The 14,203-nt window shown below is 71.6% G+C and carries 14 protein-coding genes; 8 read left to right on the top strand and 6 right to left on the bottom strand.

The window, feature by feature from the left end:
• Positions 1–60: 60 nt before the first annotated feature.
• Together IEX89_RS05390 and IEX89_RS05385 are read right to left on the bottom strand one after the other, a co-directional pair.
• Complete coding sequence (locus IEX89_RS05390; RefSeq protein ID WP_188910418.1) at positions 61–444, bottom strand: hypothetical protein; 384 nt, start codon at positions 442–444, stop codon at positions 61–63.
• A 69-nt stretch (positions 445–513) separates the two neighbouring features.
• A complete protein-coding gene (locus IEX89_RS05385; RefSeq protein WP_188910416.1) occupies positions 514–906 on the bottom strand; it encodes a hypothetical protein in 393 nt (130 codons plus the stop codon).
• A gap of 262 nt (positions 907–1,168) precedes the next feature.
• Here IEX89_RS05385 and acs point away from each other — a divergent pair, with 262 nt between their 5' ends.
• The 3 genes from acs to moaB all read left to right on the top strand — a co-directional run bounded on the left by acs (position 1,169) and on the right by moaB (position 4,954).
• Positions 1,169–3,124: an acetate--CoA ligase gene (acs, locus tag IEX89_RS05380; RefSeq protein WP_188910414.1), complete on the top strand. Its 1,956-nt coding sequence runs from the start codon at positions 1,169–1,171 to the stop codon at positions 3,122–3,124.
• 161 nt (positions 3,125–3,285) lie between these two features.
• Positions 3,286–4,347: an ester cyclase gene (locus IEX89_RS05375; protein ID WP_188910412.1), complete on the top strand. Its 1,062-nt coding sequence runs from the start codon at positions 3,286–3,288 to the stop codon at positions 4,345–4,347.
• A 55-nt stretch (positions 4,348–4,402) separates the two neighbouring features.
• Positions 4,403–4,954 (top strand): molybdenum cofactor biosynthesis protein B, encoded by a 552-nt coding sequence (moaB, locus tag IEX89_RS05370; RefSeq protein ID WP_188910410.1) that lies wholly within the window; start codon positions 4,403–4,405, stop codon positions 4,952–4,954.
• 37 nt (positions 4,955–4,991) lie between these two features.
• Here the strand turns inward: moaB and IEX89_RS05365 are convergent, their stop codons facing one another.
• Complete coding sequence (locus IEX89_RS05365; protein ID WP_188910408.1) at positions 4,992–5,495, bottom strand: hypothetical protein; 504 nt, start codon at positions 5,493–5,495, stop codon at positions 4,992–4,994.
• Between the two features lie 145 nt (positions 5,496–5,640).
• On the opposite strand from IEX89_RS05365, the gene IEX89_RS05360 reads away from it, so the two are divergent.
• The 5 genes from IEX89_RS05360 (at position 5,641) to IEX89_RS05340 (ending at position 10,585) form a co-directional block, all read left to right on the top strand.
• Positions 5,641–6,867 carry a PA0069 family radical SAM protein gene (locus IEX89_RS05360; protein WP_188910406.1) on the top strand — a complete coding sequence of 409 codons (1,227 nt, stop codon included), beginning with the start codon at positions 5,641–5,643 and terminating at the stop codon, positions 6,865–6,867.
• A 139-nt stretch (positions 6,868–7,006) separates the two neighbouring features.
• A complete protein-coding gene (locus IEX89_RS05355) occupies positions 7,007–7,855 on the top strand; it encodes an NAD(P)-dependent oxidoreductase (RefSeq protein WP_188910404.1) in 849 nt (282 codons plus the stop codon).
• Positions 7,855–9,366 (top strand): aldehyde dehydrogenase family protein, encoded by a 1,512-nt coding sequence (locus IEX89_RS05350; RefSeq protein WP_244645102.1) that lies wholly within the window; start codon positions 7,855–7,857, stop codon positions 9,364–9,366. Before IEX89_RS05355 ends, IEX89_RS05350 begins: the two co-directional genes overlap by 1 nt.
• Before the next feature lie 101 nt (positions 9,367–9,467).
• A complete protein-coding gene (locus IEX89_RS05345) occupies positions 9,468–9,884 on the top strand; it encodes a RusA family crossover junction endodeoxyribonuclease (protein ID WP_188910400.1) in 417 nt (138 codons plus the stop codon).
• Positions 9,881–10,585 (top strand): hypothetical protein, encoded by a 705-nt coding sequence (locus IEX89_RS05340; protein ID WP_188910398.1) that lies wholly within the window; start codon positions 9,881–9,883, stop codon positions 10,583–10,585. Before IEX89_RS05345 ends, IEX89_RS05340 begins: the two co-directional genes overlap by 4 nt.
• A 29-nt stretch (positions 10,586–10,614) precedes the next feature.
• Here IEX89_RS05340 and IEX89_RS05335 read toward each other — a convergent pair whose 3' ends face one another.
• Genes IEX89_RS05335 through IEX89_RS05325 form a run of 3 tightly spaced genes read right to left on the bottom strand, consistent with a single transcriptional unit; the run spans position 10,615 to position 14,130 of the window.
• Positions 10,615–12,255, bottom strand: a complete 1,641-nt coding sequence (locus IEX89_RS05335) for an ABC transporter ATP-binding protein (RefSeq protein WP_188910396.1) — start codon at positions 12,253–12,255, stop codon at positions 10,615–10,617.
• A gap of 10 nt (positions 12,256–12,265) precedes the next feature.
• Complete coding sequence (locus IEX89_RS05330; RefSeq protein ID WP_244645101.1) at positions 12,266–13,195, bottom strand: ABC transporter permease; 930 nt, start codon at positions 13,193–13,195, stop codon at positions 12,266–12,268.
• Entirely contained in the window at positions 13,192–14,130 is a 939-nt protein-coding gene (locus IEX89_RS05325) for an ABC transporter permease (RefSeq protein ID WP_188910394.1), read from the bottom strand. Before IEX89_RS05325 ends, IEX89_RS05330 begins: the two co-directional genes overlap by 4 nt.
• Between the last annotated feature and the right edge of the window lie 73 nt (positions 14,131–14,203).

Here is a 14,203-nt window from a genome sequence, read left to right as displayed (position 1 = left end):
TCTCTCCGTCGGATCTGTCGATCCGGATCGCTGATGCAGTCGGGATGAAGCGAGAGGCGATCAGGAAAGGGGTGGCGCGCGCGCACCGACGGGCGCTTTCGCCGTGCGGGGGCATGTCGTCTCGAACTGCACCGGCGCGCGCACCAGCGGGGCCGCCACGCGGGCGACGAGCGACGGCGCGGGGCCCGGCGTGAGAAGCGGCCCGCCGGGACCGGTGCCGAGACGGCAGGCGTGGAGGCACGGGTCGCGCGGGTCGTCGGCGGGCATCGAGCCGTCGACCGGGCACCAGACGGTGGCGCCGCCGAGCGGGCTCTGTGTCGAGAGCGCCAGCGCGCTCGACAGGCCCCCGAGGAGACCGCCGAGCACGAGCGCGTAGAGCGCGACGACCGCGATCGTCGTGCGCAGCAGACCCGGGCGTCGCGCGGTGGTGCTCATGCTCGGCATGTACGGCGGCCGTCTCCGGCGCGCAAGCGCGGTGCGTGCTCTCAGGCGAGGATCACGACGCCCCGAGGATCACGACACCCCGAGGATCACGACACCCATGGCGACGATCGTCCACACCGTGGCGTAGGCGCCGAGCGCGAGGCCGCGCGTTCCCCGCGGCATGATCCCCGTGTGCGGCGCGGCTTGCGCCGAGACGCTCGCGGGGCGGATGAAGCGCAGCGTCGCCCAAGCGCCGAAGACGCCCCAGAAGCCGCTGATCAGGAGGAAGAGGTGCATCACCCCCCAGCCGATGCTCGGCGGGCCGGCGATCAGCCCGAAGACGGGCAGCGTCGACAGGAGCGGCCAGAGCGCGAGGACCGGTGTCAGCCCGATATAGGCGAGCTGCGCGGTGAAGTTCGTCGCCGGATCGAACGAGGCCGCACGGGCGTGCCCTCCCGCGTCCACGAGTGTCCGGTGCTCCATGCCTCATGCCCTCCACGCTCGGGACGCGGCGTGCGACCCTCGCGGAACCTTACGCACAGGTCGCTCGTGCGGACCTCCCCCTCCAAGCGCGGCATTTCGACCTGCGCGAGCCGATCCGAGCGGCCCGCGACCCCACCCAAAGTGCGATATCACCCTACCTTGCCGCGCGCGCGTCCGCTCCTTTAACGTGCCGCCAACAACGCGCGCCCGGACGCTTCGTATCCAAGTCCGGCGCCACCAGCGTGATGCGGGGAGAGACGCCATGTCGGACAAGATCTACGAAGTCTCGCGGGACTGGGCCGAGCGCGCCTATGTCGACGCGGCGCAGTACCGCGCGATGTACGAGGCGAGCGCCGCCGACCCGGAGGCCTTCTGGGCCGAGCACGGCAAGCGCATCGACTGGTTCACGCCCTACACCAAGGTGAAGAACACGACGTTCGGCCCCGGCGACGTCTCCATCAAGTGGTTCGAGGACGGCACGACCAACGTCGCCTACAATTGCGTCGACCGGCATCTCGAGACCCGCGGCGACCAGGTGGCGATCATCTGGGAGGGCGACGACCCGAGCGAATCCAAGCGCATCACCTATCGCGAGCTTCACGCCCACGTCTCCCGCTGGGCCAACGTGCTGCGCAACCGCAACGTCCAGAAGGGCGACCGCGTCACCATCTACCTGCCGATGATCCCGGAGGCCGCCTACGCGATGCTGGCGTGCGCGCGGCTCGGCGCCATCCACTCCATCGTCTTCGGCGGCTTCTCGCCGGACGCGCTCGCCGGTCGCATCGAGGATTGCGGCTCTCGCTTCGTGATCACCGCCGACGAGGGCCTGCGCGGCGGCCGCAAGGTGCCCCTCAAGGCGAACGTCGACGCCGCCTTGAAGCGCCTCGCGGCGGACGCCGTCGACCACGTCGTCGTGGTGGAGCGCACCGGCGGCAAGGTCGAGATGGATCCCGGCCGCGACGTCTACTACCACGCCGCCGCCGAGATGGTGACGGACGAGTGCCCCTGCGAGGAGATGAACGCGGAGGATCCGCTGTTCATCCTCTACACGTCCGGCTCCACCGGCAAGCCGAAGGGCGTGCTGCACACGACGGGCGGCTATCTCGTCTACGCCGCGATGACGCATCAATACGTCTTCGACTACAAGGACGGCGAGGTCTATTGGTGCACCGCCGACGTCGGCTGGGTCACGGGCCACAGCTACATCGTCTACGGCCCGCTCGCCAACGGCGCGACGACGCTGATGTTCGAGGGCGTGCCGACCTACCCCTCCATCTCCCGCTTCTGGGACGTGGTGGACAAGCACGACGTCAACATCTTCTACACCGCCCCCACCGCCATCCGCTCGCTGATGGGCGCGGGCGAGGAGCCGGTGACGAAGACCTCGCGCAAGAGCCTGCGCCTCCTCGGCTCGGTGGGCGAGCCCATCAACCCCGAGGCTTGGGAATGGTACCACCGCGTGGTGGGCGAGGGGCGCTGCCCCATCGTCGACACCTGGTGGCAGACGGAGACCGGCGGCATCCTGATCACGCCGCTGCCCGGCGCCATCGCCCAGAAGCCGGGCTCGGCGACGCTGCCCTTCTTCGGCGTGAAGCCCGAGATCGTGGACGCCGAAGGCAAGGTGCTCGAGGGCGCCTGCGAGGGCAACCTCTGCATCGCCGACAGCTGGCCCGGCCAGATGCGCACCGTCTACGGCGACCACGAGCGCTTCGTGCAGACCTACTTCTCGACCTATCCGGGCAAGTACTTCACCGGTGACGGCTGCCGGCGCGACGCCGACGGCTATTACTGGATCACGGGCCGCGTCGACGACGTCATCAACGTCTCGGGCCACCGCATGGGCACCGCCGAGGTGGAGAGCGCGCTCGTCGCCCACCCGAAGGTCTCGGAAGCCGCCGTGGTCGGCTACCCGCACGACATCAAGGGCCAGGGCATCTACGCCTACGTCACGCTGATGTCGGGCATCGAGCCCTCCGACGAGCTGCGCGCCGAGCTCGTCAAGCACGTGCGCCAGGAGATCGGCCCCATCGCCACCCCCGACAAGATCCAGTTCGCGCCGGGCCTGCCCAAGACCCGCTCGGGCAAGATCATGCGCCGCATCCTGCGCAAGATCGCCGAGGACGAGTTCGGCGCGCTCGGCGACACCTCGACGCTGGCCGACCCGGCCGTGGTGGACGACCTGATCGAGCACCGGCAGAACAAGCGCAGCGCGGCCTGAGGGCTGCGAGAAGCTGAGTGACCGAAGCCCCGGTGGTCGTTCGAGACCTCCGGGGCGTTCGCGTGTCTGGTGACCCCGGCGTCCTACGAGAAAAGGGTTGCGTTCGCACCACCGATGCTCTTCCGCTTGCGCGTGTTTCTTCCGCCCGCGAGCCCTCGCCCATGACCATCCCCCTCGACCCTCACACCCGCCACAAGTCCCTCCTCGCTCCCCTGCGCCTCGCCATGCGCGATTTCGCGGAGGTGCCCGTTCGGGCGGCGCTGGATCGGGTGTTCGCGCCGGGGGCGCGGGTGCGGATGTGCCATCCGTTCGGGGATCTCGCGGGGCCGCAGGCGCTCTACGAGGCGGCGTATGCGCCGCTCGTCGCGGCCATGCCGGATCTCGAGCGGCGGGACTACATCGTCGTCGCCGGGCCGGCGCCGGAGGGGGAGGACTGGGTCGGCTGCGCGGGGGATTACGTCGGGACCTTCGAGCGGCCCTTCCTCGACGTCCCGGCGAGCGGGCACGTGGCCTCGTTCCGCTTCCACGAGTTCTTCAGGTTCGTCGAGGGCCGCGTCGTCGAGATGCAGGCGATCTGGGACCTGCCGGAGCTGATGATGGAGGCGCGCGCCTGGCCGCTCGCGCCGAGCCTCGGGGCCGAGCGGCGCGCGCCCGCGCCGGCGACGCAGGACGGGCTCGTGCCGGGGCCGTACGATGCGCAGGCCGGCGCGGCGTCCTGCGCGCACATCGTCGCCATGCTGCAGGCGATGATCCGCCATCCCGGCGAGGGCGGGCCCGAGGTTATGGAGCTCGAGCGTTTCTGGCATCCGCGCTTCACCTGGTACGGCCCCGCCGGCATCGGTACCGCGCGGGGCGTGCGCGGCTTCCGGAACTGGCATCAGATCCCCTTCCTGGCGGCCATGCCCGACCGCGGGCGGCACCCGGAGGGGACCTCGCACCATTTCTTCGGCGACGGGCCGTATGCCGCCGTCACCGGCTGGCCGAACATGCAGCAGACGCTCACCGGCGGCGGCTGGCTGGGCCTGCCCGCGACGGGGCGGCGCATCACGCTGCGCAGCCTCGACTTCTGGCGGCTCGAGGACGGGCTGATCCGCGAGAACTGGGTCCTCGTCGACCTCCTCGACGCGCACGCGCAGCTCGGCCTCGACGTCCTCGCCCGCATGCGCGCGTTCAACAAGGCCCGCCCCGGCTTCGACCGGGAGACCGGGCGCGCCCTCGCTTGAAATCGGGAGGCCGGCATGGCCATCTCCGGATCACGCCTCCGAAAGAGACCCGACCATGCCCATCGACGAGAGCCTGCCCTTCATCCCCGTGCGCATCGCGGTGCTGACCGTGTCGGACACCCGCGACCTCGCGCAGGACCGCTCGGGCGACACGCTCGCGTCGCGCGTCGAGGCGGCGGGGCACGTGCTCGCCGATCGGGCGATCGTCAAGGACGAGGTGGCGGCGATCCGTGCCCGGGTGCAGGGCTGGATCGCCGATCCGGGGATCGACGTCGTGATCACGACGGGCGGCACCGGCTTCACCGGGCGCGACGTGACGCCGGAGGCGATCGAGCCGCTCTTCGAAAAGCGCATGGAGGGCTTCTCGGCGGTGTTCCACCGCATCAGCTACGACAAGATCGGTACCTCGACCCTGCAATCGCGCGCCACCGCCGGGGTCGCGGGCGCGACCTACGTCTTCGTGCTGCCCGGCTCGCCCGGCGCCTGCAAGGACGCCTGGGACGGCATCCTCGGCCCGCAGCTCGACTACCGCCACCGCCCCTGCAACTTCGTCGAGATCATGCCGCGCCTCGACGAGCACCTGAAGCGGGGCAAGGCGCAAGGCTGAGACGGTGGGTGAGCGGGCGGGTGATTCGCGCCTGAGGTCAGGGCATCGCCTCGCGGGCGATCGTCGCGGCGAGGCGGGCGATGCGGGGGCGGGCGCCCGGCTCGAGATGGCGGGCGTGGACGAGATCGCCCGAGCGCGGGCGGCGCGCTTCCATGCCCAGGCGCGCGAGGAGGCTCGCCACGAGCCCCGCATCCGCCCGCCGCAGGCGCCCAAGCGCCTCGGGCGCGGCCGGCGCCGAGCCGGCGAAGCGCTCCAGCGGCCGGGCGAAGCCTTCGAGCGGCACGTCCCCCGACTCCAGAAGCAGCAGCCAGTCCCGACGCGCACGCGCGGCGCCGGCGCGCCACGGGTCCTCGCCCGGCGCTAGGGAGACGAGGTCGGCGCCGGCGGCGTCGGCCAGCGCCTCGTGGGCGGCGTCGGGCGTGCCGCGCACGAGCACGATCGCGTCCGCGATCGCGCCGTCCGCGACGCCCGGGACGAGGGACGCGATCGTCGCCGCGAGCGCGCCGGGCGCGCCGTTCGCCAGGATGAGGGCCGTGATCATGGCCGCTTCTATAGCGAAGCCGTGGGCCCGCGTCTCCCCGCGCGGTGGCGCGACATCGGAACATCGAGGGGCTTGCGGCGTTCCGCTTTCGTTCGTATAAGGAGTGACAGAACAGATCCGGAACGATCGTCGCAGGAGGCCCAGGATGAGCCCCATCGCCAACGCAGAACGCGCGGCGCGTCACGTCGTGATCCCAGGACCGCGGGAGAGCGCGCCGCGCGAGCTTTCCGCACGCGATCTCCAGCGCCGGGCGCTCCTGCGGGACGCGGGCCGGCCGGACGCCGTGGCCGAGCGCCTGCGCCGCGGGCGCGGGGCGCAGACGAACGAGACCGGGCGCTTCGAGCGCATCACCCGCGAGGCCTTCGAGGAGGACCGCCTCCACGACGAGGAGGAGCGCGCCCTCGCGCTCGCCACCGAGGTGATCGAGGAGCGCCCGCGCACGATCATCGCGAAGAACCAGTCGCCCGACATCGGCTTCGACTACTCGATCAACCCGTATCGCGGCTGCGAGCACGGCTGCTTCTATTGCTACGCGCGCCCGAGCCACGCCTATCACGGCCTCTCGGCTGGGCTCGACTTCGAGACCAAGCTCTTCGCCAAGCCCGACGCCGCGGCGCTGCTCGAGCGCGAGCTCGCCGCGCGGAGCTACGAGGCGAAGCCCATCGCGCTCGGCGCCAACACCGATCCCTACCAGCCGGTGGAGCGGCGCTACCGCATCACCCGCTCGGTGCTCGAGGTGCTGGCCAAGCGCGCGCATCCGGTGGGCATCGTCACGAAGTCGCATCTCGTGACGCGGGACGTGGACATCCTCGGGCCCATGGCCGAGCGCGGCCTCGCCAAGGTCGCGATCTCGCTCACCACGCTCGATCCGGTGCTGGCGCGACGCATGGAGCCGCGGGCGGCGACGCCGGCGCGGCGTCTCGACGCCATCAAGCGGCTGACCGACGAGGGCATTCCCGTGACGGTGCTCGTCGCGCCCATCGTACCGGCGATCAACGACCACGAGATCGAGCGCATCCTGGAGGCCGCCCACGCCGCGGGCGCGCGGGAGGCGGGCTACGTGCTGCTGCGCCTGCCGAACGAGCTCAAGGACCTCGCCCGGGACTGGCTCGTCGAGCATTACCCGGACCGGCTGGAGCGCGTGCTCTCCCTCGTGCGCCAGACGCGCGGCGGCAAGGAATACGACGCGACCTGGGGCGTGCGCCAGACGGGCACCGGGCCCTATGCCTGGATGATCGGCCGGCGCTTCGAGAACGCGGCGCGGCGGCTGGGCCTCAACCAGCGCCGCACGCGCCTGCGCACCGACCTGTTCGAGCCGCCGGCGATCGCGCGTAAGCGGGCCGCCGAGAACCAGCTCTCGCTGTTCGGGTGATCCCGGGCACGGCCCGGCGGAGGCTTCGCCGTGCGCCCGTCCCGAGCCGGCTTGCGCCGCCGCGCCGCACGACGTCGGCACGCTCCCTGCTAAGCTCGCCAGGAGCGAGCGACGTCACGCGAGAGAGGAGGGCCGAAGGATGCGGATCGGATGCATCGGGCTCGGGGCCATGGGACGGCCGATGGGAGGGCGGCTCGCCGCCGCCGGGCACGCGGTCACGGGCTTCGACCGAGACCCGGGCAGGCGCGCCGAGGGCGTCGCGCCTGCGGGAGGTCTCGCCGAGGCCATCGCCGGGCGCGAGGCGCTCCTCCTCTCGCTGCCGGATTCGCCCGCCGTCGAGGCCGTGATGGAGGCCGTGTACGAACAGGGCGCACCCGGCCTCCTCGTGGTGGACACATCCACAGCCGACCCGCTCTCGACCCGCGCGATCCAGGAGCGGGCGGCCGCGCGCGGCATCGGCTTCGTCGATGCACCCGTCTCGGGCGGAGCTTCGGGCGCGGCGCAGGGGCGGCTCCTCGCCATGATCGGCGGCGCCGAGCCCGATCTCGATCGCACCGAGGCGCTCCTCGCGCCGCTCACCCGCGCGGTCGTGCGATGCGGCGGGCCGGGCGCCGGCAACGTCGCCAAGCTCGTCAACAACCTGATGTGCGCCGCCCACCTGGTGCTCGCCGGCGAAGCCTTGCGGCTCGGCGAAGCGGCCGGGATCGCGCCCGAGACCCTCGCCGCCGTTCTCGCGGCGGGATCGGGCCGTTCGGCCGCCATCGAGGTGAACCTGCCGCAATGGGTCTTCAGCGGCACCTACGACAGCGGCTTCACCATGGGTTTGATGGCCAAGGACGTGCGCCTCGCTCGCGCGCTGGGGGAGGCCGTCGAGGCGCTCGGCCCGCTCGCGGAGGCGGCGGCGGAGCGCGTCGCCGAGGGCGAGGCGCGCTTCGGCGCGGCGGCCGACTTCAACCGGCTGGTCGATCTCGGACGGGGAGGGGCATGATGCGGGCGGACATCCTGGCGCGACATTGGGGCGAGCCCATCGGCAGCCTCGTCGACGGCGCCGTCGTTCCAGGTGCGGGCGAGGCCATCACCCTCGTCTGTCCCGCCACCGAGGAGCCGCTCGCGACCTATGCGGATGCCGGCGCCGAGATCGCCGACCGCGCGCACGCCGCGGCCGAGCGCGGCGGCGCCGCCTGGCGGGCGCTCACGCCCTCCAAGCGCGGCGAGATCCTGATGCGCGCGGCCGACCTCGTCGCCCGCGACGTCGACGCCATCGCCGCTGTCGAGGGGCTGGTCGCCGGCAAGCCGATCCGCGACGCACGCGCCGAGGTCGGGCGGGTGGCCGAGATGTTCCGCTACTACGCGGGCTTCGCCGACAAGATCGAGGGGCGCGTCGTCCCCGTCGCATCCGGGCACCTGACGCTGGTCACGCCCGAGCCGCTCGGCACCATCGTGCAGATCACGCCCTGGAACGCGCCGATCTTCACCGCCGGCTGGCAGCTCGCCCCGGCGCTCGCGGCGGGCAACGCGGCGATCCTCAAGCCGTCGGAATGGACGCCCGTCACCTCGCTCATGCTCGGGCGGCTCCTGATCGAGGCGGGCGTGCCGGCGGGCGCGGTCACGGTGATCACGGGCTTCGGCCGCACGGCGGGCGCGGCGCTCGTGTCCGATCCGCGCTGCGGAAAGGCGGTGTTCGTCGGCTCGGTCCCGAGCGGGCGAAAGGTCGCGTCGCTGGCCGCCGCGGCGGGGCGGCCGTCGCTGCTGGAGCTCGGCGGCAAGTCGGCCATGATCGTCTTCGCCGACGCCGATCTCGCGGCGGCCGCCACCTGCGCCCAGGGCGCGATCTTCGCGGCGGCGGGCCAAAGCTGCACGGCGGGCTCGCGCCTCCTCGTCGAGCGCCCGGTCTACGAGCGCGTGCTCGCCTGGCTCGCCGAGGGCGCGGCGCGGCTGCGCGTGGGCGATCCGCTCGATCCCGCGACCGAGGTCGGCCCGCTGCAGAACGCGCGCCAATACGCGAGCGTCGCGGCGATGATGGAGGCGGCCCGCGCGGCGGGCGCGCGGCTCGTCCTGGGCGGCGGGCGCCCGGAGGCGCTTGCCGAAACGGCGGGCTTCTACGTCGCGCCCACCATCTTCGCGGACGTGACGCCCGAGATGTCGATCGCGCGCGAGGAGATCTTCGGCCCCGTTCTCGCCGTGATCCCCTTCGAGGGGGAGGAGGAGGCGCTCGCCCTCGCGAACGGCACCGAGTTCGACCTCGCCGGCGCGGTCTGGTCCCGCGACGGCGCCAAGGCCCTTCGCGTCGCCCGCCGCCTGCGGGCGGGCTCGGTCTGGGTGAACGGCTACCGCACGCTCTCCGTCCAGGCCCCCTTCGGCGGCATGCGCGGTTCGGGCTTCGGCCGCTCGTCGGGTGCCGAGGTCATGGCGGAATACACCCAGGCGAAGAGCCTCTGGATCGAGACGGCGGAGACGCCGATCTTCCCGTTCGGCTACGCGCCCGGCGCGCCGGGCTGAGGGCACCCTTTGCTAGCGCATTCGGTCGATCGTTGACGCAATTGCATACGTGCAGTACTGCTCGCCATGAAAGAGCAGGTGGCCGTGCGTAGGACGAGACCGTGGAGCCCGAGTTTCCGTTCGAGTTCGTGGTGCTCGGCACCCCGGTGTCGTTCCAGCGCGCCAATCCCGCGGCTCGGCAGGCGTGGCGGGAGCAGGTACGTGCCGCGAGCGCCAGGAGGCTGCCGGAGGGGCACTTCGCCACGGACAAGCCCCTGTCGGTCACGATGTACTACTATCCGACGGACCGAATGACGGGGGACATCGACAACATCATCAAGCTTACGCTCGATGCTCTCGCACGGCACGTCTATCTGGACGACGATCAGGTCGAGCGGATCGTCATCCAGAAGTTCGAGCGAGACCGCGAGTTCGCGTTCACCGATCCGAGCGATGCGCTCCTGTCTTGCATGACCGGGCCGAAGCCTGCACTCTACATTCGGATCTCGACCGATCCGCACGAGGAGCTGAACCGGTGACGATCGGCACGCGCACCCGCGCCGAGCTTCTGGCCGCCGCCGGCCGCCGGCTCTCGGCGGAAGGCTACGACATCATCGTCGCGCCCGACACGAGCTTGCTCCCCGAGGCGTTGCGCGCCAGGCGACCCGACGCCATCGCCATCGGCCGCGATCCCAAGCTCGTCGTGGAGATCGCGAGCGAGGACCCGCAGAGCGCGTCACGCATGGCGGCGCTGCGCGAAGCCTTGCGCGCCGAGCCCGGCTGGAAGCTGCACGTGGTGCTCGATCGGGCATCCCCGACGTCGACAATGCCGGTCGTCGACGACGATGATATCGGCAGCGCGCTCCAGCGTGTCGCAGAGATCGCGCCTGTGGCGCCGTCCGCGGCGCTGATGCTCGCCTGGTCCAGTCTCGAAGCGCTCGTCCGCGTGCGCAGGCCCGAGACCTTCGCTCGATCGCAAGTCGCAGCACGGATCGTCGAGCATCTCGCGGCGGAAGGCATCGTGCTTCCCGAAGACGCCGACTTCCTGCGCACGATGGCGCAGTTGCGCAACGCCGTCGCCCACGGCGACCTGACGGCGGCCGTCGAACCCTCGGCCGTCGATCGGCTGGTGGCTCTCGCGCGAGACCTGGCGTCGTCACCGGATCTGGCCGATCAGCGCAACCGCGGCATCGACGCCGCGAGGCCGCACGCACCGTCACCGAGCTTCGCAGGACGCTGAACTCCCGGGCGCGCCGGGCTGAGCGTCCTCTACTCCGCCGCCACCGCATGCCCCAGATGCCGCCCCGGTGCGGCGGCGAGCAGGGTGCGCGTGTACTCGTGGCGCGGGTTCAGGAACAGCTCTCGCGTCGGGCCCTCTTCCACCACCTCGCCGCGGCGCATCACGGCGATGCGGTCGCAGATCTGCGCGGCGACGCGCAAATCGTGGGTGATGAAGAGCAGCGCGAGATCGAACTCGCGCTTCACCTGGTCGAGGAGCTCGAGCACCTGCTTCTGCACGGAGACGTCGAGGGCGGAGACCGCCTCGTCGGCGATCAGCACGTCCGGCTCCATGGCGAGCGCGCGGGCGATGGCGATGCGCTGGCGCTGGCCGCCGGAGAACTGGTGAGGGTAGCGGTCGAGCGCGTCGGGCGAGAGGCCGACGAGCCCCATCAGGCGCTGCGCGCGCGCGAGCGCATCCTCGTGGGAGAGGCCGAAATTCATCGCGCCCTCCATCACGGACGCGCCGACGGTGCGGCGCGGGTTGAGCGAGCGGTAGGGGTCCTGGAAGACCATCTGCACGCGCCGGCGATAGGGGCGCAGCGCACGCGTCGAGAGCCCGGCGATGTCCGTGCCGGCGATCTCGATCGCCCCGCTCGTGGGGTCGACGAGGCGCACGATGCAGCGCGCCACCGTGGACTTGCCCGAGCCGCTTTCGCCGACGATGCCGAGCGTCTCGCCCCGGCGCACGACGAGGTTCACGTCCTTGGCCGCGAGGAAGGCCGGCTGCGTGGCGCGCCCGAGCCAGCTCTTGCCGCCGTAGCCCTTGACGAGGTCGTGCGTCTCGACCGCGACCGGGCCCATGGCGGGCTCGCGGGACGGCGGCTCGAGGCTCGGCACCGAGGCGATCAGCATGCGCGTGTAGTCGACCTTCGGGTTCGCGAAGATCTCGGCGGCCGGCCCCTGCTCCACGATCGCGCCGTGGCGCATCACGACGACCTTGTCGGCGATCTCGGCGACGACGCCGAAATCGTGGGTGATGAAGAGCACGCCCGTGCGCCGGCGCTCCTGCATCTCCTTGATCAGCTGGAGGATCTGGGCCTGCGTCGTCACGTCGAGCGCGGTCGTCGGCTCGTCGGCGATGAGGATGACGGGGTCGAGCACCATGGCGGCGGCGATCATCACGCGCTGGCGCTGGCCGCCGGAGAGCTGGTGCGGGTAGCGGTCGTAGAGCGCCTGCGGATCGGGCAGGTGCATCGCCTCCATGATCGCGATCACCTTCTCGCGCCGCTCGGCGGGCGAGAGCGTGGTGTGGATCTGGAGCACCTCGTCGATCTGGTCGCCGATGGTCATCACCGGGTTGAGCGCGGTCGCGGGCTCCTGGAAGATCATCGCCATGCGCGTGCCGCGCAGGTCGCGCAGCCGCTCGGGGCTCGCCTTCAGAACGTCCTCGCCTTCGAGCAGGATCTCGCCGCGCTCGGCGGCGAGCTCGCCCTTGGCGAGAAGGCCCATCACGGAGAAGGCGGTGACGGACTTGCCCGAGCCCGATTCGCCGACGACGCAGACGATCTCGCCCGGCCCCACGTCGAAGCTCACGCCCTCCACCGCGTAGCGCCGGTCCGCGCCGGCGGGGAGCGCCACCGCGAGGTCGCGGATGGAGAGGACGGGGCCGTTGCCTTCGCTCGTCGTCATGACGTCTCCCTCACCTCTGGCCCACGCGCTTGGCGAGCTTCGGGTCGAGCCGGTCGCGCAGCGCGTCGCCGAGGATGTTCACGGCGAGGATGGTGATCGCGAGCGCGATGCCGGGATAGAGCAGGTTCATCGGCGCGATCTGGAAGAGCAGGCGCCCCTCCGCCACCATGTTGCCCCAGGAGGGCACGATCGGCGGCGTGCCGGCGCCCAGGAAGGACAGGATCGCCTCCGTCAGCATGGCGGAGGCCGCGACGTAGGTCGCCTGGACGATGAGCGGCGGCACGCAATTGGGCAGCACGTGGCGCCACAGGAGCTTGGGCAGCGGCGTGCCCACGGAGACCGCGGCCTCGACATAGGGCTCCTCGCGCACCGAGAGCACGACGGAGCGCACGAGGCGCACGACGCGCGGCACTTCCGGCACGACGATCGCGGCGATGACCGTGACGAGGCTCGCGCCCGACACCGAGACCAGCGCGATGGCGAGCAGGATGCCGGGGATCGCCATCAGCCCGTCCATGACGCGCATGACGATGGGGTCGAGCCAGCGGATGAAGCCGGTGAACAGGCCGATGACGAGCCCGACCACCACGGCGAGCGCCGCCACCGCCAGGCCGACGACGACGGAGACCCGCGCCCCGTAGACGAGGCGGCTCCAGACGTCGCGCCCGAGATGGTCGGTGCCCAGCCAATGGGCCGCCGAGGCGCCCTGGAGGCGCGCCGCCGGGTTCAGCGCCGTCGGATCCGTGGTACCCACCAGCGGCGCGAAGATCGCCGACAGCCCGATGATCGCGAGGACGAGGGCGGCGATCGCCGCGAGCGGATAGCGCTTGAGCGTTCCGGCGAAGCCCGCAGGGGGCGCGGCCGGGGCGGCGGGGGCCGGCTCGGGTGCGTCGCCTCGCGCGACGGCCGTCTCGGCTCTCTTCTCGACGATGGCGGTCAATAGCGGATCCTCGGGTCGAGCATCGTGTAGGCGAGATCGATCATGAGGTTCAGCACCACGTAGATGAGCGCGAAGAACAGGATCAGCCCCTGGATGATCGGGTAGTCGCGCCGCGTGATGGCGTCGACGACGAGCCGGCCGAGGCCGGGAATGTTGAACACGCTCTCCGTCACCACGACCCCGCCGATGAGGAGCGCGACGCCGAGCCCGATGACGGTCACGATCGGCACGGCGGCGTTGCGCAGCGCGTGGCGGAAGAGGACGGTGCGCTCCACCTGGCCCTTGGCCCGGGCGGTGCGGATGTAGTCCTCGTTCAAGGTCTCGAGCACGCTCGCGCGGGTGATGCGCGCGATGAGCGCGACGTAGATGCACGAGAGCGTCAGCGTCGGCAGGATTATGCCCTGCGCGAAGGCGCCGAAATCCTCGAAGGGGCTGGTGTAGCCCTGCACCGGCAGGAGCCTCAGCTCGATCGAGAAGACGTACATGAAGCCGTAGCCGAGCACGAAGACCGGCACCGAGAAGCCGAGCACCGCGAAGACCATGACGGCGCGGTCGATCCAGGTGCCCGAGCGCCAGGCGGCGAGGACGCCCAGCGGCACGGCGACGAGGACCGAGAAGACGATCGTCGTCAGCGCCAGCATCAGCGTCGGCTCGATGCGCTGGGCGATCAGCGTCGTCACGGGCAGCCCCGTGAACAGGCTCTCGCCGAGGTCGCCCTGGAGCACCTGGCCGATCCAGGCGAGGAACTGCTCCCAGATCGGGCGGTCGAAGCCGAAGGCCTGGCGCACGGCCTCGATCTGCGCGCTCGTCGCGGTGTCGCCCGCGATGATCGCGGCAGGATCGCCGGAGACGCGCAGCATCAGGAACACGACCACCGCCACGACGAGCAGGACGGGGATCGTGGAGACGAGGCGCTGCAGGACGAGCAGGGGCATGGGGGTCCTCATCGGCTGGAGCCGGCCGCGACGCGCCCGTCACCTCCCAGCCAGGGAGGTCGGCGGCCGCGGG

This window comes from Salinarimonas ramus (assembly GCF_014645695.1).
Lineage (GTDB): Bacteria > Pseudomonadota > Alphaproteobacteria > Rhizobiales > Beijerinckiaceae > Salinarimonas > Salinarimonas ramus.
Note: the sequence above shows the minus strand (reverse complement) of the source record. Positions and strands in the feature narration are given on the sequence as shown.